Source organism: Flavobacterium indicum GPTSA100-9 = DSM 17447, assembly GCF_000455605.1.
Lineage (GTDB): Bacteria > Bacteroidota > Bacteroidia > Flavobacteriales > Flavobacteriaceae > Flavobacterium > Flavobacterium indicum.
Map to the genome: position 1 here is coordinate 1005543 of NC_017025.1, position 23008 is coordinate 1028550.

A 23008-nucleotide genomic window follows, 5' to 3' on the forward strand; every position below is an offset into this window, starting at 1 on the left:
TTACTTCACTTGATTTACGATAGCAGCGAATGCTTCAGGGTGATTCATAGCTAAATCAGCTAAAACCTTACGGTTTAATTCGATATTATTAGCTTTTAATTTACCCATAAATTGAGAATAACTCATACCGTGTAAACGAGCACCAGCGTTAATACGCATAATCCATAATGCACGGAAATTTCTCTTTTTTTGCTTTCTGTCGCGGTAAGCATAGCTTAACGCTTTTTCAACTGCATTCTTAGCTACAGTCCAAACGTTTTTACGTCTTCCAAAGTATCCTTTGGCAAGTTTCAATACTTTTTTTCTACGAGCTCTTGAAGCTACATGATTTACTGATCTTGGCATTTCTTAATCTTTTTTTTGTAGTGAGGCGGTATTTCTACACTTTTTACTTTAATTTTTAGTAGCCTACTCCAGGGTTAATAAAATAATTTAAACCAAATAGTTATTCGTGTTATCCAAACAATGATTGTATGGCACTTTCACTATTTTAAACAATTACATCATTCTTAATTGTTCTTTTACACTTCTTTCGTCAGCACTATGTACTAATCCAGCATGTGTTAATGCTAATTTACGCTTTTTAGACTTCTTTGTTAAGATGTGACTTTTGTAAGCGTGCTTTCTTTTGATTTTTCCAGAACCTGTAACAACAAAGCGTTTTTTAGCTCCAGATTTAGTTTTCATTTTAGGCATCTTTTCCTAGGTATTTGTATTTATCTTACTTACTTTATTTTAAATACTAAGTGCTCTTTCAAGAACTTATTTTCCTTTTTTCTTAGGAGCAATATACATTATCATACGCTTTCCTTCCAAAACAGGTAAGGCTTCCACTTTACCATATTCTTCTAAATCTTGAGCTAAACGTAATAATAATATTTGTCCTTGTTCTTTATAAATAATAGAACGTCCTTTAAAGAATACAAAAGCTTTTAATTTAGCACCGTCTTGTAAAAACTTAACGGCATTTTTCTTTTTAAATTCATAATCATGCTCATCAGTTTGAGGACCAAAACGAATCTCTTTAACTGTGATTTGCGTTGATTTAGCTTTTAATTCTTTATCACGTCTCTTTTGTTCGTAAAGAAACTTTCCGTAATCAATAATTTTACAAACTGGTGGTTCAGCGTTAGGAGAAATCTCAACTAAATCTAATTCTAGTTCATCAGCCATTTTTAATGCTTCTGATGTCTTAAAAATTCCTGGTTCTACGTTGTCACCCACAAGACGTACTTCCGGCACACGAATATTATTGTTAATTCGGTGTGCATCCTTTTTCTCTACGCGAGGTTGATAACCTCTGTTGTTTCTTATTGCTATGGCTCTAAAATTTTATACCTATAAATAGGTGGTTAAACTTAAAATTGTTTTAATGTTTTATTTACTTCTTCATTAACTAAAGCAGCAAATTGTTCAATGGTCATGCTTTCATTTCCTTTACCGTCTTGACCGTGGCGACGTACAGAAATGGTTCCGTTTTTCTCTTCTTCTTCTCCTACAATCAACATAAACGGGAACTTTTTCACTTCCGCTTCTCTAATTTTCTTACCAATTGTTTCGTTTCGGTTGTCAATTAGGGCGCGAATTTCGTGATTTTCTAGCAAATCTAAAACTTTTTTTGCATAATTTTCATATTTCTCACTCAAAGACAGGATAATAGCCTGCTCAGGCATCAACCAAAGTGGGAAATTTCCACCAGTATGCTCTAATAAAATGGCAATAAATCGTTCCATAGAACCAAATGGGGCTCTATGAATCATAACTGGTCGGTGTAATTCGTTGTCACTTCCTTTGTATGTTAAGTCAAAACGCTCAGGTAAGTTGTAATCCACTTGAATAGTTCCTAATTGCCAACTTCTTCCTAATGCATCTTTTACCATGAAGTCTAATTTCGGACCATAAAATGCAGCCTCTCCATATTCTACAACGGTATTAAGACCTTTTTCTTTTGCAGCATTAATAATCGCATTTTCAGCTTTTTCCCAGTTTTCATCCGATCCAATGTATTTTTCTGGCTTCTCTGGATCTCTTAATGAAATTTGAGCAGTAAAATTCTCAAATCCTAATGAGCCAAACACATACAATACTAAATCAATTACGTTTTTAAATTCTTCGTCTAATTGATCGGGTGTACAAAATAAGTGTGCGTCATCTTGAGTAAAACCTCTTACACGTGTTAATCCATGTAGCTCTCCAGATTGTTCATATCGGTAAACTGTTCCAAATTCAGCATAACGTTTCGGTAAATCTTTGTATGACCAAGGTTTTGCGTTATAAATTTCGCAGTGATGCGGACAATTCATAGGTTTTAATAAAAACTCTTCTCCTTCAGCAGGTGTATGAATGGGCTGAAAACTATCGGCTCCATATTTAGCATAATGACCAGAAGTCACATACAATTCTTTTTGTCCTATATGTGGCGAAACAACTTGTTCATATCCTGCTTTTTTCTGAGCCTTTTTCAAAAATTGCTCTAAACGATCACGTAAAGCGGCACCTTTTGGTAACCATAGCGGTAAACCTTGACCCACACGTTGTGAAAAATGGAATAAATCTAATTCTTTTCCTAATTTTCTATGATCACGTCTTTTAGCTTCTTCTAATAATTCTAAGTAATCGGTTAAATCTTTTTGTTTTGGGAATGAAATACCATAAACACGAGTTAACTGTTTGTTTTTTTCATCACCTCTCCAATACGCACCCGCAACAGATAAAATTTTCATAGCTTTAATGATGCTTGTGTTTGGAATGTGACCGCCTCTACATAAATCAAAAAAGTTAGAATGATCACAAAAAGTAATTGTGCCATCTTCTAAGTTTGATATTAATTCTGTCTTATATTCATTGTCCTTGTAAATTGATAAAGCTTCGGCTTTAGAAACAGGACGCATTTTAAATTCGTGCTTTTCTCTAGAAATTTCTAAAACACGATCTTCAACTCTTTTAAAATCAGCTTCCGTTATTTTTTGATCACCAAAATCTACGTCATAATAAAAGCCATTATCAATAGCAGGTCCTAATGTTAATTTAATTCCTGGGTATAATTCTTCTAATGCTTGCGCCATTACGTGTGAAGTAGAATGCCAAAATGCTTTCTTACCCTCTTTATCATTCCAAGTGTATAAAACAAGATTACCATCCGTGGTCAACTCGGTCGATGTTTCAATTGTTACAGTATTGTAAGAAGCTGAAATTACATTTCGAGCCAAACCTTCGCTAATACTCTTAGCAACATCCATAGGAGTTACACCTGGTGCAAACTCCTTCACCGAACCATCGGGTAAAGTAATTTTAATCATTTTATATTTTTATTTAACAAAGTGCAAATATAGAACAAAGCGTTTTTACATACAATATATATATAGGTATAAAATTGCATATTATATATAGGTATTTTTTTTAGCAGCTCATCCTGTGTTCCACGCTAGTTGTTTACTTCTATAAAACAAAGCAATAAAATCCTGCAAGCGCTTCTTGGGTCGCGTTTCAGGATTTTTTGTTTGTAGTATATAGGAGTAAACAAGCTGTTGTTTCACCCAGGGCTATTTTGGTTCCTGCATTCAGAATTGATTTTTTTTGCATCCAACACCCAACATCTAACATCTAACATATAACCTCCGACCAAATGCAAAAAAAAACTTTGTATGGTAATGTGTTGGTTTTAAGGGTTTAGGAAAAAAGATTAAAAAAAAGGTTTAAAAAGGTTTGGAAGTATAGAATAAGTTACTACTTTTGCACCCGCTTACAACAAGCACGCTCATTGAAACGATACTAAAATAAATTAGAAAAAAGTTAAAAAAACTTTTGGATAATAGGAAATAAAGATTGTATCTTTGCGCCCCGCAAAAGTTGCTAGCGATAGCGAAGTTCTTTATAAAAAAAATGGTTTTAAAATAATTTAAAATTTCTTCAAAAAAAGTTTAAAATTATTTTGGTTGTTTAAAATAAAGTTTTTACTTTTGCACCCGCTAACTGAGATAGGTTAGTGATAAGAATAAGAGATTAAGTTCATAGACATATTGGATTGACAGCATACAAGAATAAGAGTAAGACTTTTTCGAGTATACGAAATTAGACCTAGCAAAAAATATATCGTCGAAAAATATTAAAAATCTACGATGAAGAGTTTGATCCTGGCTCAGGATGAACGCTAGCGGCAGGCCTAACACATGCAAGTCGAGGGGTAGAGTTAGCTTGCTAACTTGAGACCGGCGCACGGGTGCGTAACGCGTATGCAATCTACCTTGTACAGGGGGATAGCCCAGAGAAATTTGGATTAATACCCCATGGTGTTTAGAAGTGGCATCACTTTTTTACTAAAGTTCCAACGGTACAAGATGAGCATGCGTCCCATTAGCTAGTTGGTATGGTAACGGCATACCAAGGCTATGATGGGTAGGGGTCCTGAGAGGGAGATCCCCCACACTGGTACTGAGACACGGACCAGACTCCTACGGGAGGCAGCAGTGAGGAATATTGGTCAATGGTCGCAAGACTGAACCAGCCATGCCGCGTGCAGGAAGACGGTCCTATGGATTGTAAACTGCTTTTATACAGGAAGAAACCCTCTCACGTGTGGGAGCTTGACGGTACTGTATGAATAAGCATCGGCTAACTCCGTGCCAGCAGCCGCGGTAATACGGAGGATGCGAGCGTTATCCGGAATCATTGGGTTTAAAGGGTCCGTAGGCGGTTTAATAAGTCAGTGGTGAAATCTGGTCGCTCAACGATCAAACTGCCATTGATACTGTTAGACTTGAATAATTGTGAAGTAACTAGAATATGTAGTGTAGCGGTGAAATGCTTAGATATTACATGGAATACCAATTGCGAAGGCAGGTTACTAACAATTTATTGACGCTGATGGACGAAAGCGTGGGGAGCGAACAGGATTAGATACCCTGGTAGTCCACGCCGTAAACGATGGATACTAGCTGTTCGGAGCAATCTGAGTGGCTAAGCGAAAGTGATAAGTATCCCACCTGGGGAGTACGCACGCAAGTGTGAAACTCAAAGGAATTGACGGGGGCCCGCACAAGCGGTGGAGCATGTGGTTTAATTCGATGATACGCGAGGAACCTTACCAGGGCTTAAATGGGAGTGGACAGCTTAGGAAACTAGGCCTTCTTCGGACCACTTTCAAGGTGCTGCATGGTTGTCGTCAGCTCGTGCCGTGAGGTGTCAGGTTAAGTCCTATAACGAGCGCAACCCCTGTCGTTAGTTGCCAGCGAGTCATGTCGGGAACTCTAACGAGACTGCCGGTGTAAACCGTGAGGAAGGTGGGGATGACGTCAAATCATCACGGCCCTTACGTCCTGGGCCACACACGTGCTACAATGGCCAGTACAGAGAGCAGCCACTTAGCGATAAGGAGCGAATCTTCAAAACTGGTCTCAGTTCGGATTGGAGTCTGCAACTCGACTCTATGAAGCTGGAATCGCTAGTAATCGGATATCAGCCATGATCCGGTGAATACGTTCCCGGGCCTTGTACACACCGCCCGTCAAGCCATGGAAGCTGGGGGTACCTGAAGTCGGTGACCGTAAGGAGCTGCCTAGGGTAAAACTAGTAACTGGGGCTAAGTCGTAACAAGGTAGCCGTACCGGAAGGTGCGGCTGGAACACCTCCTTTCTAGAGACATAAGATATAGGTGTTAGGTTAAAAAGTAAAAAGATAGAGTATTACTCTTGCTGTTAGTTCAAAAAATTAGGTTAAATACAGAGTCTCGTAGCTCAGCTGGTTAGAGTACTACACTGATAATGTAGGGGTCGGCAGTTCGAGTCTGCCCGGGACTACTCATTTAACTAAAAAAAAGGAAATTCTAGAGGTAAGCTAACCGTTAAAGTTACTGTTAACTGATAACTGTTAACTGATACTACGAAAACGGGGGATTAGCTCAGCTGGCTAGAGCGCCTGCCTTGCACGCAGGAGGTCATCGGTTCGACTCCGATATTCTCCACCAAATAATTGATAATTATTAATTGATAATTATTAATTAATTAAAGTTCATTGACATATTGAGATAATATACAAACAAGTAGAAAGACACAGTTTTACTTAGTAATAAGTAAGACCAAAAGAAAACAATAAGCAAAATAAGGGCGTATGGGGGATGCCTAGGCTCTCAGAGGCGATGAAGGACGTGATAAGCTGCGATAAGTTGCGGGGATCGGCACATACGAATTGATCCGCAAATTTCCGAATGGGGCAACCCACTATGTTGAAGACATAGTACACCGATAGGTGAGCGAACCCGCTGAACTGAAACATCTAAGTAGGCGGAGGAAAAGAAAACAAAAGTGATTGCGTGAGTAGTGGCGAGCGAAAGCGCATTAGCCCAAACCAGAGTTGTTACGGCAATTCTGGGGTTGTAGGACCACGAGATTTGATGCTAACAGAACTAGAATAACCTGGAAAGGTTAACGATACAAGGTGATAGTCCTGTATAGGTAATGGAAGTTATTGATAGTGGTATCCTGAGTAGGGCGGGGCACGTGAAACCCTGTCTGAATCTGCCGGGACCATCCGGTAAGGCTAAATACTCCTGAGAGACCGATAGTGAACCAGTACTGTGAAGGAAAGGTGAAAAGAACCGTGAATAACGGAGTGAAATAGATCCTGAAACCATACGCTTACAAGCGGTCGGAGTTCGCCCAGGCGAATGACGGCGTGCCTTTTGCATAATGAGCCTACGAGTTACCGTTGCTGGCGAGGATAAGTGTTTAAGACATGGATCCGTAGCGAAAGCGAGTCTGAATAGGGCGCTATAGTCAGTAATGGTAGACGCGAAACCGTGTGATCTACCCATGGGCAGGATGAAGCTGTGGTAACACATAGTGGAGGTCCGAACCGGTTGACGTTGAAAAGTCTTCGGATGACCTGTGGGTAGGGGTGAAAGGCCAATCAAACTCGGAAATAGCTCGTACTCCCCGAAATGCCTTTAGGGGCAGCGTGTAGTTAAGTTTATTAGAGGTAGAGCTACTGATTGGATGCGGGGGCTTCACCGCCTACCAATTCCTGACAAACTCCGAATGCTAATAAATGTTTCTATACAGTGAGGGCATGGGTGCTAAGGTCCATGTCCGAGAGGGAAAGAACCCAGACCATCAGCTAAGGTCCCCAAATGTATGCTAAGTTGAAAAAACGAGGTTTGACTGCCCAGACAGCTAGGATGTTGGCTTGGAAGCAGCCATTCATTTAAAGAGTGCGTAACAGCTCACTAGTCGAGCGGTCGAGCATGGATAATAATCGGGCATAAGCATACTACCGAAGCTATGGATTGATAGTAATATCAGTGGTAGGGGAGCATTCTAACAGGGTTGAAGGTGTAGCGTGAGCTATGCTGGACTGGTTAGAAAAGCAAATGTAGGCATAAGTAACGATAATGCGGGCGAGAAACCCGCACACCGAAAAACTAAGGTTTCCTCAGCTATGCTAATCAGCTGAGGGTTAGTCGGGTCCTAAGGCATATCCGAAAGGAGCAGTCGATGGCCAACGGGTTAATATTCCCGTACTACTGTTAATTGTGATGGGGTGACGGAGTGATGAAAGTACCGCGAACTGACGGAATAGTTCGTTAAAGCACCTAGCTATAGGCTCTATAGGCAAATCCGTAGAGTTTGGTGAAATGCGATAGTACACGGAGGCTTCGGCTGAAGTGATAGTGTACCTAAGGGCTTCCAAGAAAAACCTCTAAACTTAGATTAACAGTACCCGTACCGTAAACCGACACAGGTAGTTGAGGAGAGAATCCTAAGGTGCTCGAGAGATTCATGGCTAAGGAATTAGGCAAAATAGACCTGTAACTTCGGGAGAAAGGTCGCCAGCGCAAGCTGGCCGCAGTGAAGAGGTCCAGGCGACTGTTTATCAAAAACACAGGGCTCTGCAAAATCGTAAGATGAAGTATAGGGCCTGACACCTGCCCGGTGCTGGAAGGTTAAGAGGAGATGTTATCTTCGGAGAAGCATTGAATTGAAGCCCCAGTAAACGGCGGCCGTAACTATAACGGTCCTAAGGTAGCGAAATTCCTTGTCGGGTAAGTTCCGACCTGCACGAATGGTGTAACGATCTGGACACTGTCTCAGCCATGAGCTCGGTGAAATTGTAGTATCGGTGAAGATGCCGATTACCCGCAGTGGGACGAAAAGACCCTGTGCACCTTTACTATAGCTTAGTATTGACCTTGGACACGTGATGTGTAGGATAGGTGGGAGACTATGAAGGGGCTTCGCTAGGAGTTCTGGAGTCATTGTTGAAATACCACCCTTTGCTTGTCTGAGGCCTAACCCCGCAGTGCGGGGGACATTGCTTGGTGGGTAGTTTGACTGGGGTGGTCGCCTCCAAAAGAGTAACGGAGGCTTCTAAAGGTTCCCTCAGCACGCTTGGTAACCGTGCGTAGAGTGCAATGGCATAAGGGAGCTTGACTGAGAGACATACAGGTCGATCAGGTACGAAAGTAGAGCATAGTGATCCGGTGGTTCCGCATGGAAGGGCCATCGCTCAAAGGATAAAAGGTACGCCGGGGATAACAGGCTGATCTCCCCCAAGAGCTCATATCGACGGGGGGGTTTGGCACCTCGATGTCGGCTCGTCACATCCTGGGGCTGGAGAAGGTCCCAAGGGTTGGGCTGTTCGCCCATTAAAGTGGCACGCGAGCTGGGTTCAGAACGTCGTGAGACAGTTCGGTCTCTATCTACTGTGGGCGTTAGAAATTTGAGTGGATCTGACTCTAGTACGAGAGGACCGAGTTGGACGAACCTCTAGTGTATCAGTTGTCTCGCCAGGGGCACTGCTGAGTAGCTACGTTCGGAAGGGATAAGCGCTGAAAGCATATAAGCGCGAAACCCACCACAAGATGAGATTTCTTTTAAGGGTCGTGGAAGATGACCACGTTGATAGGCTATAGGTGTAAAGGCAGTAATGTCATAGCCGAGTAGTACTAATAACCCGTAAGCTTATTGTACAACTTGCTCCGAGTAATCGGAGCAAGCAACTTCTTTTAAAAGTTTGAATTCTATCTCAATATGTTAAAATATTTGTTTCGTTCGTAGTAACGAGACTGTTATGGTTAACCAAACTAATGGAGTAAACATAACAAAACATTAAGGTGGTTATTGCGTCGGGGCTCACCTCTTCCCTTTCCGAACAGAGAAGTTAAGCCCGACTGCGCCAATGGTACTGCATTACTGTGGGAGAGTAGGTCGCCGCCTTCTTTAATCCAGACAAAAACTATATGTTTTTCGTCTGGATTTTTTTTTGTATCAATCTCAATCTTTTTAAATACTAACAAATACATTAAAGCTAAAGCTCTTGTAGCATAAATCTTCAATGCATGCTCTTTTGTGTTGTCAAATGTCAATGGTACTGTCTCGTCTCAAAGGACGAGATGAGAGAGTAGGTCGCCGCCTTCTTTAATCCAGACAAAAACTATATGTTTTTCGTCTGGATTTTTTTTTGGATTAATCTCAATCTTTTTAAATACGAACAAATACAATAGCGTAAAAGCTCTTGTAGCATAAATCTTCAAGGCATGCTCCTTGTATTGTCAAATGTCAATGGTACTGTCTCGTCTTAAAGGACGAGATGGGAGAGTAGGTCGCCGCCTTCTTTAAGAGATTATTCTAACAAGAGTGACCTCTTTTTTTTTGTATCAATCTCAAATAATCTAATCAAAACGTCATTTAAAATATCTTATTTCTGCCACGCGAATGCTAATTGTATCTCATACACATACACAACAAAAAGGGGCCAAATTAACTTAAATAAACAATAGAATAGTTGCATAAAAAAAGCCTGAACAGGGTTCAAGCTTATGGTTTTTATTATTGTATTTTTTATTAAATATCGTCGAAATCAACGTCCGTAAAACTAGTAGTAGATCTAGTTTCTTATGTTCTTTCTGTAAATACTTCTTTTTTTAAAAAAGTAGATTAAACTAAGTTTACTAATTTAAAAATGTTGTTATAAATGATAAAATTTCAAAAAAATGATAAAAAATGAATTTTACAATTTAAATTCTTTTTAATTGTTGCTTTAACATAACAATTTGATCTTTTAGCATATTATGTTTGTCTAATTTTTTAGCTTCATTAAGTAATTTTTCAGCTTCAATTTTTCTTCTTTTAGAAGCAGCAATTCCTGCTAATTGTAATTTTGCTAATGCTAAATCTTGATCCATACTTAATCCAAGTTCAATTGCTTTTTTGAAGTATTTTTCTGCTAAATTAAGGTTAGATTGTGATACTAAAATACCATTAAGATAATTAAAGTAGCCTTGTTGTTTTTTAATTAAAGCAGTTTCTGGATTTTTAATTTTATCTAAATATTTTTTTGCCCCTTCCATATTTTGCTTCCTTAATTGTAAAAAAGCTAGTACCAAAATTTCATTTTTAAAGTATAATAAAACGAATAGTGAGGATAAAAGAATTAAAAATATACCATTTCCGATATTATTTTCAGTAAATTGATATACAGCAAAAGCTATAATTGCAGCAGCAACAACTAATTTTATATTTTTATTAAACATAGGTTTGTTATTTAGTTTGCAAATGTACTAAATTCTATTAAAAATATTTTTAAAAAAGTACTTGTAAATGAAAAAAGTCTTTGTATATTTGCACTCGGTTTTCGGAATTAGAAAATCAAAAAAACAATTAAACTGATTTTATTTATAGAATTTAAAAATACAAGCAATGAGTAAGAGAACATTTCAACCATCAAAAAGAAAAAGAAGAAATAAGCACGGTTTCATGGATAGAATGGCTTCTGCTAACGGAAGAAAAGTGCTTGCTCGTAGAAGAGCTAAAGGAAGACACAAATTAACTGTATCTAGCGAACCTAGACATAAAAAATAATGTTCTTTTACCAAGCAAAATACCAAGGTGTTACTATTTTTTAAGTAACACCTTTTTTTTATATTTGAAAGACAATAATTTCCATAACATACAACAACACAACAACATGCCTAAAGACAATTCGATTAATTCCGTTTTAATTATCGGTTCAGGTCCAATTATTATTGGACAAGCTTGTGAGTTTGATTACTCTGGTTCTCAAGCTGCACGATCATTAAGAGAAGAAGGATTAGAAGTTATTTTAATTAATTCTAATCCAGCAACTATTATGACCGACCCAAGTATGGCGGATCATGTTTATTTAAAACCACTTACGACTAAATCAATTATTGAAATTCTTAAAGCTCATCCTACTATTGATGCTGTTTTACCAACAATGGGCGGACAAACTGCATTAAACTTATGTATTGAAGCAGATGAAAAGGGAATTTGGAAAGATTTTAATGTAAAGATTATAGGGGTAGATATTAATGCCATTCATATTACAGAAGATAGAGATAAATTTAAAGAACTTTTAAATACTATTGATATACCTCAAGCTCCAGCTAAAACAGCAAATTCCTTTTTAAAAGGGAAAGAAATTGCCCAAGAGTTTGGATTTCCTTTGGTTATTCGTCCTTCTTTTACTTTAGGAGGAACAGGAGCAGCTTTTGTTTACAAAAAAGAAGATTTTGATGAACTTTTAACTCGTGGTTTAGAAGCTTCGCCTATACATGAAGTTTTGATTGATAAAGCCTTATTGGGTTGGAAAGAATATGAATTAGAGTTGTTACGAGATAAAAATGACAATGTTGTTATTATCTGTACAATTGAAAATATGGATCCAATGGGAATTCATACAGGGGATAGTATTACTGTAGCACCTGCAATGACATTATCTGATACAACTTTCCAACGAATGCGTGATATGGCAATTAAAATGATGCGTAGTATTGGAAATTTTGCGGGTGGTTGTAATGTGCAATTTGCTGTTTCTCCCGATGAGAAAGAAGATATTGTTGCTATTGAAATTAATCCGCGTGTGTCGCGTTCTTCTGCTTTAGCATCGAAAGCAACAGGATATCCTATTGCAAAAATCGCATCTAAATTAGCTTTAGGCTATACTTTAGATGAATTATCTAATCAAATTACTAAATCTACTTCTGCATTATTTGAACCAACTCTAGACTATGTTATTGTTAAAATACCGCGTTGGAATTTTGATAAATTTGAAGGTGCGGATAGAACACTTGGGTTACAAATGAAATCTGTAGGAGAAGTAATGGGAATTGGACGTTCATTCCAAGAAGCTTTACATAAGGCTACACAATCATTAGAAATTAAAAGAAATGGTTTAGGAGCAGATGGTAAAGGGTATAAGAATTATGAACAGATTATTGAGAAATTAACTCACGCTAGCTGGGATAGAGTTTTTGTAATTTATGATGCTATTGCTATGGGTATTCCATTAAGTAGAATTCATGAAATCACAAGAATAGATATGTGGTTCTTAAAACAATACGAAGAATTATTCCACCTTGAAAAAGAAATTTCCAAATACACAGTTGCAACTTTACCTAAAGAGTTATTATTAGAAGCAAAACAAAAAGGATATGGCGATCGTCAAATTGCACATATGATGGGTTGTTTGGAAAGTCAGGTTCATAAATTACGCGACGAGCAAGGAATTAAAAGAGTATATAAATTAGTAGATACTTGTGCTGCTGAGTTTAAAGCGCAAACGCCGTACTATTATTCAACTTTTGAAGCTGAAATTGAAAAGGCAGATGGAACTAAATATACTGCTAATGAAAGTATTGTTTCAGATAAAAAGAAAATAGTTGTATTAGGCTCTGGTCCCAACAGAATTGGACAAGGAATTGAATTTGACTATTCTTGTGTTCATGGTGTTTTAGCAGCAAAAGAATGTGGCTATGAAACAATTATGATTAACTGTAATCCTGAAACTGTTTCAACCGATTTTGATACAGCAGACAAATTATATTTCGAACCTGTTTTTTGGGAGCACATTTATGATATTATTCAACATGAAAAACCTGAAGGGGTTATTGTTCAGTTAGGGGGACAAACAGCACTAAAATTGGCTGAAAAATTAGCTAAATATGGTATAAAAATTATTGGAACTTCTTATGACGCTCTAGATTTAGCTGAAGATAGAGGTCGTTTTTCAGAATTACTTACAGAATTAAATATTCCTTTCCCTAAATTTGGAGTAGCTGAGAATGCTGAGGAAGCAGTTGCTCTTGCCGATTCACTAGATTTTCCATTGTTAGTACGACCTTCTTATGTTTTAGGAGGCCAGGGAATGAAAATTGTGATTAATAAACAAGAATTAGAGGAGCATGTTATTGAAATATTAAAACATATACCAAATAATAAATTGTTATTGGATCATTATTTAGATGGTGCAATTGAAGCTGAAGCTGATGCAATATGTGATGCGGAAGGCAATGTTTATATAATTGGTATTATGGAGCATATTGAGCCGTGTGGTGTGCACTCAGGTGATAGTAATGCAACGTTGCCACCTTTCAATTTAGGCGAATTTGTAATGCAACAAATAAAAGAGCATACCAAAAAAATTGCAATTGCGCTTAAGACTGTTGGTCTAATTAATATTCAGTTCGCAATTAAAGATGATATTGTGTATATCATTGAAGCTAACCCAAGAGCATCTCGTACAGTTCCATTTATTGCAAAAGCGTATAATGAGCCGTATGTAAATTATGCTACTAAAGTGATGTTAGGTGAGAAGAAGGTAACTGATTTTACTTTTAATCCGCAATTAAAAGGATATGCCATTAAACAGCCTGTTTTCTCTTTTAATAAATTTCCAAATGTGAATAAAGCTTTAGGTCCAGAAATGAAATCAACAGGAGAAAGTATCTTGTTTATTGATGATCTAAAAGATGATCAATTCTATGATTTGTATTCTAGAAGGAAAATGTACTTAACAAAGTAATTAAAATAAAGCAAAAAATCCCGATGAATAATCGGGATTTTTTATTGTTATCAATTTAAAAAATTAGAAACCTCCTAATTCTTCTTGTAATTGCTCTTGAGTTACTTTTTTGTAATCTGCAGGAACTTCAAATGATCCAGCTGGAATTTCAGTTTTGAATTCTGTTGCTTTAACAATAGCTTTACCTTGCGGAGTTGTCATTGTCATTTCCATAGGGAATCCAACTAATTTTACTTTTGCATTTTCATTTGTTTTTTGCGCTTGAGAGATTAATTCAGTCACGTAAAATACATTTGTATTTCCGTCTTCCATTTTAATTTCTGCTTTGTGACATTTGTAACCTGCAATATCTTTTACATCGTTTTTGTCATAAGAAATTGAAACAGCATTTTCTAAATTATTAAAATTAGCACCCGGACTTTTTGTTAATTGTTCTTCTGGTAAATTAATAAGTTCAAATTTTTTACCCATCATATCCATTAACATTCTAGTATCTTTCGGACTATTAACAGGAGCAATAGTTTTAATATTCATCATTCCACCCATCATTTCAATTTGAGTAGCTTGAGTAGTTCCATCAAAAGCAATTTTTATAACACTAGTTCCCATTGCAGCAGCTTCTTCATTATCGGGTAGTTCCATTTCATAAGTAACTGTACCCTTAGTGATTGCTTTTGGAGCCAAAGTCTCTTTCTTAGGAGTAGTTTTTGAAGTTTTTCCTTTTTTTTGTGCTGTAGCTCCTAATGCAACAAATAATGATAATGCAAGAGCTATTCTTTTTAAGTTTTTCATGAAATATATTTTTATTACAATATTAGTAAATCATTTTAATAAAAAGTTACAATCTAATAAAACTTTTTTAGTAATTATTTACTTGAGTTTTAAGAGTAATTGTAAACGCTACTTATATTGATATCTTTATATGTTTTTTTTAATGAATAACTTAAAAAATAGTAGTTGAATGGCTAATTATTTATAATTTTACATTGCTCATAAGGGATTTTTTATATGGCAATATTTAAAAAAATAAATAAAAAAGCAAAGGCTGAAATTAATACTGGTTTTGGTGTTAATTCAAGTAGTTTTGGTGGCAGATTTGTTAATAAAAACGGCAATGCCAATGTTGAAAAAGTTGGTGTTGGTTTTTTTGAAAGTATTAGTTGGTACCACACCATGATTAATATTCCTAGATGGAAGTTCTTTTTTATCATTTTGTTGTTTTATTTTATTGTTAATTTGGTATTTGCAAGTATTTATTCTATTATCGGAGTTGAACATTTAGTTGGTGTAACTTCAACATCTTCAATAGATAAGTTTGGACAGGCTTTTTTCTTTAGCGTGCAAACATTCACAACTGTAGGATATGGGCATGTAAGTCCTTCTGGTTTTATTACAAGTTTTGTAGCAGCTGTCGAAGCTTTATTAGGTTTACTTAGTTTTGCTATTGCGACTGGATTATTTTATGGAAGATTTAGTCGGCCAAAGGCATTTTTGAAATTTGCTTCGAATGGATTAATTGCACCTTACAAAGAAGGAATGGCTTTAATGATTCGTTTGGCTCCATATAAAAATACTAATTTAATGGATGCAGAAGCTAAAATTATGTTGGCTTTAAATATTGAAGAAAATGGTATCTTAGTAAATAAATTTTATACTTTAGAATTAGAAATAGATAAAATTAATACGCTGCCATTAAGTTGGACTCTAGTTCATCCAATTACATCAGAAAGTCCACTTTTTAATTTGACTGAAGAAGATTATAAATCTATAACGGGAGAAATTTTAGTATTTTTTAAAGCTTTTGATGATATGTTTAGTACAACTGTAGTTAGACGTACTTCATATACTTTCAAAGAACTGATTTTTAATGCAAAATTTATTCCTATGTTTACTAGGAATAATCAAAACACAAAGACAATTTTAGACATAGAAAAGTTAAGCAATTACGAAAAATTTTAAAAAAGGAGTTGAATTTAAGAATTCGAGAATAGAATTGATCTCACTTGATTCTTTTAAACTAGGACTTTCAATAAGTTTATTTTTTTGAAAAGCTATAAAAAGAGTTTTAAGATTATAGGGAAACACAATCTTTTTAAATAGCTGAAAATATATTATGTGAATATGCTTCTTGATTTTTTATTGAATTTCAAGTCAACAAAAAAGTAGATAAGCAACTTATCCCGATGAAAGAGTAACTTTAGATTATTCCGAAAAGTTAAAAAGAAAGAAATAGATGTCTTTAATGGCACATCTAAACATAAAAATGAAAGCTACAGCAATCTACGTTAGAGTTTAATAGTTATAAATCAATAATAACATTATATTTTTTTAAGTTCTCTAGTGCTTCAGGAGTAGTGTAGTCAAAAGTTGTTTCATGTTCCTGCATATTTTTTCGTTGCTCATTTCTTTTAATACCTTCATAGAACCTTCTCACTTCTTCCATATTAGACAAAATTAAACGTGGAACTTTTACATTATTACCGTCTGCGTCTTTTGCAACCATAGTAAAATAACTGGAATTGGTATGTTTAATTTTACCCGTTTGAATATTTTGTGAAGTTACTCGGATGCCTACAATCATTGATGTACTTCCTACGTAGTTTACTGAAGCTTTTAGAGTCACTAATTCACCAATTTCAACCGGATTTAAAAAATTAACAGTATCTACAGAGGCTGTAACACAATAACATCCTGAGTATTTAGAGGCACAAGCAAAGGCAATTTGATCCATTAAACTCAATAAATAACCTCCATGAATTTTCCCACTGAAATTAGAATGTGATGGTAGCATTAACTCTGTTAATGTAATTTTTGAAGCCTTTACAGTATTTGTATGTTCCATTTATTTTGAATTAATATAAGGCGATTTCTCAGGTGTAACACTAATAATAAAATAATGAGTATCACCCCACCAAGGTAACGTTTTTATACGTTCTTTATATTCTAATTTAACATATTCACCTTGGTATTTCTTTAAATCTTCAATTACTTTTTCTTCACTATCTTGAACTGAAAATGGGAAAAAACGCGTGGCACCAAATCCTTCATTTAATTCACCTTCCCATGTTTTAAAAATAATTCCCTTATGACTAAATTTAGATAAAACGCCACTTCTAACGCCATTACTTAATGTAAAATTGTAAATAAATAAAGTATAACCAATTAAACTTAATGTGGTTAACAATAAGAAATAAATTAAAATTTTTCGAGCTATATTCATAGGTATATAAGTTTTTATATTATTTAATTGTTATCTGCTTTATTAACTATATTTTCTGGCAACGTTTTTTTCGCTTTAGCGCCCATTTTTTTTAATTTTTCAACACTGGATACTAAGTTTCCTTTTCCTTCTACCAACTTATTCATGGCGTTTCCATATTCATTTTTTGCTTCATCCATTTTCTTGCCAATTCTATGTAAATCGGAAATTAATCCTTCAAATTTATCGTACAATGCTCCTGCTTGACGGGCAATTTCAACTGCATTTTCTTGTTGCTTTTGATTGGTCCACATGCTGTCAATGGTTCGTAATGTAGCCAATAAGGTTGCTGGTGTTACAATAACAATATTCTTTTCAAAAGCTTTGTTGTAAAGTAAATTGTCTTCTTGTAAGGCCAATGCGAATGCAGGCTCTATTGGAATGAAAAGCAAAACAAAGTCCGGACTTTCCATGTGGTAAATATCGTAATAATTTTTTGAACTGAGTTGCTCGATATGTCTTTTTAATGAATTTAAATGTTCTTTTAAAAATTCATTTTTTTCTACATTATCTTCTGCATTGCAATATTTTTCATAAGCAGTTAGGGAAACTTTTGCATCAACAATCATTTTTTTACCATCGGGTAGATTAATAATTACATCGGGTTGCACACGATTTCCTTCTTCATTGGTAAAACTGGATTGAACCTCGTATTCTCGTCCTTTTTCTAATCCAGATTTTTCTAATACGCGTTCTAAAATTAATTCACCCCAATTGCCTTGCATTTTATTATCACCTTTTAAGGCTTTGGTTAAATTTTCGGTTTCTTTTGTGATTTTAAAATTCTGATCTTTTAAATGTTGTAATTGTTCTTTTAAAGCTGTATGATACCCGTAAGTTTCCTTTTGTGAATCATCAACTTTCTTTTCAAATAATTGAATTTTTTCTTGAAGTGGAGTTAGTATATTTTTAAGGTTTTCTTGGTTTTGTGCTGTGAACTTTGAAGTTTTCTCTTCTAAAATTTTTTGTGCTAAATTTTCAAACTCAAGGGTAAATTTTTCTTGTAAATCAGATATTTCTTTTTTTTGCTCTTTTGACCGTTCTAATAAATTGTCAAAATCATTTTCTTTTTTTGCTAATAAAATTGTGAGTTCTTCTTTTTCTAATTGTAGTGTTACCAGTTGTGATTTGGCATTAAGATGTTCTTTTTCATTGAGTTCAAGTTGTTTTTCTAAAACAGAAATACGTGTTTTACAAGATGATTGAAAAAGTTGCTTTCCAATAAAAATTCCTATTGCTAAAGCTAAAAATACGGCGAATACTAAAATTATTGTTGCTGACATCATTGATTTATTTGAAAGTAAATTTAATCAATTCTTCTCTATTTTATGGAATAAATGTAATTTTGTTTCATGGAAAAAATTCACCAACATTTTGCTTTACATAAGCCTCATGGCTATTTGAGTCAATTTATTTACGAAAAAAAACGAACTAAAAAGAAATTGGGTGAATTGTATGATTTTCCAGAAGGAACAATGGCAATAGGGCGTTTGGATGAAGATTCTGAAGGGTTATTGTTGCTCACAACAGATGGTAGGATGAGTGAATTAGTACGAAGTAAAACCATTGAAAAAGAATATTATGCTCAAGTGGATGGAACAATAACTGATGAAGCCGTCGAACAATTAAAACAAGGTGTTGAAATTGGTTTTAAGGGAATTCGCTATACTACTAAACCCTGCGAAGCAAGATTGATTTACAATTTACCTGATTACATTGGCGAAGGAAGAAGAATTCGAGATGAACGTCATGGACCAACCAGTTGGGTTTCTATTACTGTCACGGAAGGTAAATACCGCCAAATTCGAAAAATGACTGCAGCAGTAGGTTTTCCTACCTTGCGATTAGTTCGGGTTCGGGTTGGTGATTTTACTTTGGCCGGATTAAATTCAGGAGATGTAATTGAAATTTCTTTTGATTCTATTTCACAATAAACTTTCCATAAGTTTTATCAAAAACAATGTGTTCATCTTTAAATAACGAATCAAATACCCCTTTTTCAATTAAATTACACGGTTGATCTTGAACACAGAAATCTTCAGTCATGACAATCATTTCATCGCTTAATTGAATCGCCAAGTCAATATCATGGGTTGAAAATAAAATACATTTGTTGTTTTCATTCGCTAATTGTTTTAGTAATTTAAATACCGATACTTTATGAAATAAATCCAAATGTGTGGTGGGTTCATCTAAAATAATTAGTGGAGTATCTTGTGCTAAGGCTCTTGCTATCATTACTTTTTGTAACTGGCCATCACTAATTTCGCTGTATTTTTTATATTGTAAATGGCTAATATTCGTTGCGTTTATTGCATTTTGAATGTGGTTTAAATCGTTTTCTGTTAAATTTCCAATCCAGTTGGTATAGGGATGCCTGCCCAAGGCAATTAATTCAGAAACTGTTAAGTTACTTGCAGGTAGTTTTTCTGTGGTAACTATGCTTAAGTATTGCGATAATAATTCAGTTGAAAATGTTTCAATTTTTTTATCCGAAAGATATACTTCGCCAGATAAAGCTGGAATGATAGAAGTAATAGTTTTTAATAAGGTCGATTTACCAATGCCGTTTCCACCAATTAATGTAATCAATTTTCCAACTTCTAATTCAATATTAATATTAGAAGCAATATCGATTTTACCCTTTTTAGAAGCGTATCCGATGGTTAGATTTTTGGTTTTTAATATGAAGGTTTTCATTAGTTAGTTTTTTTAATTGAACCACATAGGTACATAGTTAATTTTATTTTTATAAAGGCGCTTCACTTTAAATAATAAACATAAGTTATTTTGGTAAGTTTTTAAAATGTTCGTTAACCAAAGTTTTTTGACCTTCACGAAAAATATTATTACTATTAAAATTAAGCAATAGTCCTTTTGGAGCAGATAATAATTTCATATAAGTTAATAGTTGTGCATCGTGTATTGGTAAAATTTCATTGACAGCTTTTAATTCTACTACAAGAATATTTTCAATAAATAAATCGCATCTAAAATCTAAATCTAAATTAACTCCTTTGTAATCAATTGGAATTTTAAATTCTGTTTTAAAATTTATCTTTCTCAATTTTAATTCTTCAATCATACATTTATGATAAACACTTTCAAATAAACCTTTACCGAGAATTTTATGAACTTCAATAGCTGCCCCTATTACATCATAAGTTAAATGATTAATATAATTTTGTGTTATCATATTTTTTGATTGTATTTACTATGTGATTTAATTTAAGTGAAGCACCTTTTATTTACAAAAATAAAACTATGTGCCTATGAGGTTAAAAAAAATATCGAACTCCTTTATTTATGATAAACACTTTCTAATAAATCTTTACCAAGAATATTATTAACTTCAATAGTTGTCTCTATTACATCAAAAGTTAATTGATTAATATAATTTTGTGTTATCATATTTTTTGATTGTATTTATTATGTGATTTATTTTAAGCGTAGCGCCTTTTATTTACAAAAATAAAACTATGTGCCTATGTGGTTTAAGAAAAATATCGAACTCCTTTATTTATTATAAACACTTTCTAATAAATCTTTACCAAGAATATTATTAACTTCAATAGTTGTCTCTATTACATCAAAAGTTAATTGATTAATATAATTTTGTGTTATCATATTTTTTGATTGTATTTATTGTGTGATTTATTTTAAGCGTAGCGCCTTTTATTTACAAAAATAAAACTATGTGCCTATGTGGTTTAAGAAAAATTATCTAATTCCTTTTTTTCTAATAATCAACCAAATAACTACCGGCGCTCCTAATATTGAAGTTATAGCATTGATTGGAATCGTAAAATTTTGATTCGGCATTTGTGATAGGGTATCACAAACCAACATGGTTATCGCTCCTAAAAGCAAGGTGGCAATAAACAAAGTTTTATGATTACTCGTTTGAAAAATTAGTTTTGAAACATGGGGTATAGCTAAACCAATAAAAGCAATGGGACCAACAAAAGCGGTAATGGTTCCGGCTAATATACTTGTTGCAATAATGCTTATATTTCTGGTTCTTTTAATTGATATTCCTAAACTTCGGGCATAATTTTCTCCTAATAATAATCCGTCTAAGGGTTTAATAATTGTGAAGCTTATTACAATGCCTAAGCCAATAATTGCAGATAATAAATATACTTGAAATGAAGTTAAATTTCCTAAACTACCTAAGGTCCAAAAGGTGAATTTTTGTAATTGTTCAGCGCTCGAAAAAGAAGTTAATACATTAATAATAGCACTAGTTAAACTACTAAACATTAATCCAACTATCAATATCGACATGGTATCTTTTATTTTGGAAGCCACAAAGAAAACCAGTAGTAAAACCAATAAGCTTCCTGAAAATGCGCCAATTAATATTCCAAAATCATTCACTATTAGTGGAGCAATAAAATCTGGAAGTAAAAAAGAACCCATAATAACCATCGCGACTCCTAAACTGGCTCCCGAACTTAAGCCCAACACATAAGGTCCGGCTAATGGATTACGAAACAAGGTTTGCATAATTAAACCGGATAAACTTAATCCCATTCCCGTTACTATGGCAACAAAGGCTTTTGGAAATCGATAATTAAGCACGATGTAACTCCAAGTTTGTTTTTCATGTGTTTGATTGAATAATATTTCGCACACATCACTCCATGGAATTAATACATTGCCTAATGCTAAATTGGCTAAAAAAGCAAACAGTAAAACCAAAAGTAATACAAGAAATAACGAGCTATTTTTATATGGTTTTTTCACTTAGTTAATTTTTGTAGCAAAAGTAAATTCATAATCTTTCATTAGTTCAGGATGAAGAATTTTGATAAAATCTTGTAAAACTAAATCAGGTCTCGACGGACTTTGTTCATAATAAATTACGCCACCTGTTTTTCCTTTTTTTACCTCAAAACTATACACTTCGCCTTTTTTAAATGCGTCAAATGCAGCATAATTTGGATTTGCGTTTTTCATTTCGTTTAAGGAAGAAAATCCACTTGTAATCCATTTATCTGCAGCATGGGCTACTTCAAGTACTTTTTCAAAACTTAAAGGTGTACTTCCTGTACCTTCTGTATGTTGCCATAAATAATTGCTTTTGGCGTCTTTCATGTAATAGGCCAACCAACTTTTTCCATTCGGAACAAACCATTGGTCTTGATACAAGGAGCCAAGTAAAATACTAGGTTTCTTTTTTTCGTTTTTTATGATAGATAAAGCTTTCTTATAATTTTTTTCAATTGAATTAAAAATGTCATTCGCTTCTTTTTCTTTGCTGAATAAAGCGCCATACAATTTAATCCACTCTGCTTTGCCTAGTGGCGTTTGTTCCATCCAATCGGCTTGAATAATAATTTTGATGCCGTTTTTTTCTAAATTCTTCAACGTCGGATTTACATTATCTACACAAAAGGATACGAGTACATCTGGATTTAATTCTATGATTTTTTCAATATTTAAATTTTCGTTTTGACCCACATTTGCAATTTTACCTTTTTCAATTAAGGTTCGGGTTTTTTCTGAAGAAATGTAATCGGTATGCGGAAATCCAATTAATTTTTCTTCTACACCCAATTGTTCTAAAAAAGGAATAATAGTTGTTGAAGTTACTATAGATGATTTTAAGGGTACATCAATAACTGGAAATTGTGAAAGATTAGACGGTATTTTACTTTTGTTTTTTCTTAATACATACGTAAAAGTTTCTTTAGCATTAGGCCAAGGATTGGTTACTTTTACTACTGTGAAATCTTCCCCTTCTTCAATGGATAAACTCTTGGCGTGGGTTATAGAATTTTTCTTTATACTATTTTCTAAAGTGGAATTATTTTCTTTGCAATTAAATAGTATAAAGCAAAAAAAGCTAAAAAATAAAAATCGAATGCTTTTCATTAATGGATGTTTTTGCAAATGTATAAAAAAAATGAGGCTTTAATTTTTGAAATT

The 23008-nt window shown here is 34.5% G+C and carries 19 protein-coding genes, 2 tRNA genes and 3 rRNA genes; 9 read left to right on the forward strand and 15 right to left on the reverse strand.

The annotated features are described in order from the left end of the window. From rplT to thrS, 4 genes are all read right to left on the reverse strand, one after another. A complete protein-coding gene (gene rplT, locus KQS_RS04440; RefSeq protein ID WP_014388014.1) occupies positions 1-345 on the reverse strand; it encodes a 50S ribosomal protein L20 in 345 nt (114 codons plus the stop codon). 153 nt (positions 346-498) lie between these two features. Next, on the reverse strand, positions 499-696 hold the full coding sequence (rpmI, locus tag KQS_RS04445) for a 50S ribosomal protein L35 (protein ID WP_014388015.1): 198 nt from the start codon (positions 694-696) through the stop codon (positions 499-501). 66 nt (positions 697-762) lie between these two features. Beyond that, the gene (gene infC / locus KQS_RS04450) at positions 763-1314 is read right to left on the reverse strand and encodes a translation initiation factor IF-3 (protein WP_084642275.1); all 552 of its coding nucleotides are present in this window, start codon (positions 1312-1314) and stop codon (positions 763-765) included. Between the two features lie 44 nt (positions 1315-1358). After that, the gene (thrS, locus tag KQS_RS04455; RefSeq protein ID WP_014388017.1) at positions 1359-3299 is read right to left on the reverse strand and encodes a threonine--tRNA ligase; all 1941 of its coding nucleotides are present in this window, start codon (positions 3297-3299) and stop codon (positions 1359-1361) included. A gap of 816 nt (positions 3300-4115) precedes the next feature. Between thrS and KQS_RS04460 the strand changes: the two genes are divergently transcribed. From KQS_RS04460 to rrf, 5 genes are all read left to right on the forward strand, one after another. Further along, positions 4116-5631 (forward strand): 16S ribosomal RNA (locus tag KQS_RS04460). A gap of 90 nt (positions 5632-5721) precedes the next feature. Continuing rightward, positions 5722-5795 (forward strand) — tRNA-Ile (locus KQS_RS04465). A 90-nt stretch (positions 5796-5885) separates the two neighbouring features. Beyond that, positions 5886-5962, forward strand: a tRNA-Ala gene (locus tag KQS_RS04470). Between the two features lie 122 nt (positions 5963-6084). After that, positions 6085-8962, forward strand: a 23S ribosomal RNA gene (locus KQS_RS04475). A 140-nt stretch (positions 8963-9102) separates the two neighbouring features. Then, a 5S ribosomal RNA gene (rrf, locus tag KQS_RS04480) occupies positions 9103-9212 on the forward strand. The 16S, 23S and 5S rRNA genes sit together here with 2 tRNA genes alongside, the layout of an rRNA operon. Positions 9213-10009: 797 nt before the next feature. Here rrf and KQS_RS04485 read toward each other — a convergent pair. Continuing rightward, a complete protein-coding gene (locus KQS_RS04485) occupies positions 10010-10525 on the reverse strand; it encodes a hypothetical protein (protein WP_014388018.1) in 516 nt (171 codons plus the stop codon). A gap of 166 nt (positions 10526-10691) precedes the next feature. Between KQS_RS04485 and rpmH the strand changes: the two genes are divergently transcribed. Both rpmH and carB read left to right on the forward strand, forming a co-directional pair. After that, the gene (rpmH, locus tag KQS_RS04490) at positions 10692-10853 is read left to right on the forward strand and encodes a 50S ribosomal protein L34 (RefSeq protein ID WP_008464848.1); all 162 of its coding nucleotides are present in this window, start codon (positions 10692-10694) and stop codon (positions 10851-10853) included. 106 nt (positions 10854-10959) lie between these two features. Further along, positions 10960-13815 (forward strand): carbamoyl-phosphate synthase large subunit, encoded by a 2856-nt coding sequence (carB, locus tag KQS_RS04495; protein WP_014388019.1) that lies wholly within the window; start codon positions 10960-10962, stop codon positions 13813-13815. Between the two features lie 63 nt (positions 13816-13878). Here carB and KQS_RS04500 read toward each other — a convergent pair whose 3' ends face one another. Further along, complete coding sequence (locus tag KQS_RS04500) at positions 13879-14607, reverse strand: DUF4412 domain-containing protein (protein WP_014388020.1); 729 nt, start codon at positions 14605-14607, stop codon at positions 13879-13881. Positions 14608-14823: 216 nt separating this feature from the next. Here KQS_RS04500 and KQS_RS04505 point away from each other — a divergent pair, with 216 nt between their 5' ends. Next, a complete protein-coding gene (locus KQS_RS04505; RefSeq protein ID WP_014388021.1) occupies positions 14824-15774 on the forward strand; it encodes an ion channel in 951 nt (316 codons plus the stop codon). A 340-nt stretch (positions 15775-16114) separates the two neighbouring features. Here the strand turns inward: KQS_RS04505 and KQS_RS04510 are convergent, their stop codons facing one another. Genes KQS_RS04510 through rmuC form a run of 3 tightly spaced genes read right to left on the reverse strand, consistent with a single transcriptional unit; the run spans position 16115 to position 18357 of the window. After that, positions 16115-16657, reverse strand: a complete 543-nt coding sequence (locus KQS_RS04510; protein ID WP_014388022.1) for an acyl-CoA thioesterase — start codon at positions 16655-16657, stop codon at positions 16115-16117. Continuing rightward, entirely contained in the window at positions 16658-17035 is a 378-nt protein-coding gene (locus KQS_RS04515; protein ID WP_014388023.1) for a hypothetical protein, read from the reverse strand. Between the two features lie 23 nt (positions 17036-17058). Continuing rightward, positions 17059-18357 carry a DNA recombination protein RmuC gene (gene rmuC / locus KQS_RS04520; protein ID WP_014388024.1) on the reverse strand — a complete coding sequence of 433 codons (1299 nt, stop codon included), beginning with the start codon at positions 18355-18357 and terminating at the stop codon, positions 17059-17061. A 69-nt stretch (positions 18358-18426) separates the two neighbouring features. On the opposite strand from rmuC, the gene KQS_RS04525 reads away from it, so the two are divergent. Next, positions 18427-19008: a pseudouridine synthase gene (locus KQS_RS04525; protein WP_014388025.1), complete on the forward strand. Its 582-nt coding sequence runs from the start codon at positions 18427-18429 to the stop codon at positions 19006-19008. Here KQS_RS04525 and KQS_RS04530 read toward each other — a convergent pair. The 6 genes from KQS_RS04530 to KQS_RS04545 form a co-directional block, all read right to left on the reverse strand. Then, complete coding sequence (locus KQS_RS04530) at positions 18995-19774, reverse strand: ABC transporter ATP-binding protein (protein ID WP_014388026.1); 780 nt, start codon at positions 19772-19774, stop codon at positions 18995-18997. The two genes, KQS_RS04525 and KQS_RS04530, sit on opposite strands and share 14 nt — an antisense overlap. Before the next feature lie 85 nt (positions 19775-19859). Beyond that, positions 19860-20270, reverse strand: coding sequence for a GxxExxY protein (locus KQS_RS04535; RefSeq protein WP_014388027.1), 411 nt, complete (start codon positions 20268-20270; stop codon positions 19860-19862). 104 nt (positions 20271-20374) lie between these two features. After that, complete coding sequence (locus tag KQS_RS14585; RefSeq protein ID WP_162141184.1) at positions 20375-20485, reverse strand: GxxExxY protein; 111 nt, start codon at positions 20483-20485, stop codon at positions 20375-20377. Between the two features lie 105 nt (positions 20486-20590). Next, entirely contained in the window at positions 20591-20701 is a 111-nt protein-coding gene (locus tag KQS_RS14590) for a GxxExxY protein (RefSeq protein ID WP_242400775.1), read from the reverse strand. Positions 20702-20794: 93 nt separating this feature from the next. Beyond that, a complete protein-coding gene (locus KQS_RS04540) occupies positions 20795-21823 on the reverse strand; it encodes an iron ABC transporter permease (protein WP_041251987.1) in 1029 nt (342 codons plus the stop codon). Then, a complete protein-coding gene (locus KQS_RS04545) occupies positions 21824-22954 on the reverse strand; it encodes an ABC transporter substrate-binding protein (protein WP_014388029.1) in 1131 nt (376 codons plus the stop codon). Positions 22955-23008 lie beyond the last annotated feature (54 nt).

Coding starts and splice junctions, on each gene's coding strand:
- rplT (WP_014388014.1), bottom strand. CDS start 345: ATGCCAAGATCAGTAAATCATGTAGCTTCAAGAGCTCGTAGAAAAAAA.
- rpmI (WP_014388015.1), bottom strand. CDS start 696: ATGCCTAAAATGAAAACTAAATCTGGAGCTAAAAAACGCTTTGTTGTT.
- thrS (WP_014388017.1), bottom strand. CDS start 3,299: ATGATTAAAATTACTTTACCCGATGGTTCGGTGAAGGAGTTTGCACCA.
- KQS_RS04485 (WP_014388018.1), bottom strand. CDS start 10,525: ATGTTTAATAAAAATATAAAATTAGTTGTTGCTGCTGCAATTATAGCT.
- rpmH (WP_008464848.1), top strand. CDS start 10,692: ATGAGTAAGAGAACATTTCAACCATCAAAAAGAAAAAGAAGAAATAAG.
- carB (WP_014388019.1), top strand. CDS start 10,960: ATGCCTAAAGACAATTCGATTAATTCCGTTTTAATTATCGGTTCAGGT.
- KQS_RS04500 (WP_014388020.1), bottom strand. CDS start 14,607: ATGAAAAACTTAAAAAGAATAGCTCTTGCATTATCATTATTTGTTGCA.
- KQS_RS04505 (WP_014388021.1), top strand. CDS start 14,824: ATGGCAATATTTAAAAAAATAAATAAAAAAGCAAAGGCTGAAATTAAT.
- KQS_RS04510 (WP_014388022.1), bottom strand. CDS start 16,657: ATGGAACATACAAATACTGTAAAGGCTTCAAAAATTACATTAACAGAG.
- KQS_RS04515 (WP_014388023.1), bottom strand. CDS start 17,035: ATGAATATAGCTCGAAAAATTTTAATTTATTTCTTATTGTTAACCACA.
- rmuC (WP_014388024.1), bottom strand. CDS start 18,357: ATGTCAGCAACAATAATTTTAGTATTCGCCGTATTTTTAGCTTTAGCA.
- KQS_RS04525 (WP_014388025.1), top strand. CDS start 18,427: ATGGAAAAAATTCACCAACATTTTGCTTTACATAAGCCTCATGGCTAT.
- KQS_RS04530 (WP_014388026.1), bottom strand. CDS start 19,774: ATGAAAACCTTCATATTAAAAACCAAAAATCTAACCATCGGATACGCT.
- KQS_RS04535 (WP_014388027.1), bottom strand. CDS start 20,270: ATGATAACACAAAATTATATTAATCATTTAACTTATGATGTAATAGGG.
- KQS_RS14585 (WP_162141184.1), bottom strand. CDS start 20,485: ATGATAACACAAAATTATATTAATCAATTAACTTTTGATGTAATAGAG.
- KQS_RS14590 (WP_242400775.1), bottom strand. CDS start 20,701: ATGATAACACAAAATTATATTAATCAATTAACTTTTGATGTAATAGAG.
- KQS_RS04545 (WP_014388029.1), bottom strand. CDS start 22,954: ATGAAAAGCATTCGATTTTTATTTTTTAGCTTTTTTTGCTTTATACTA.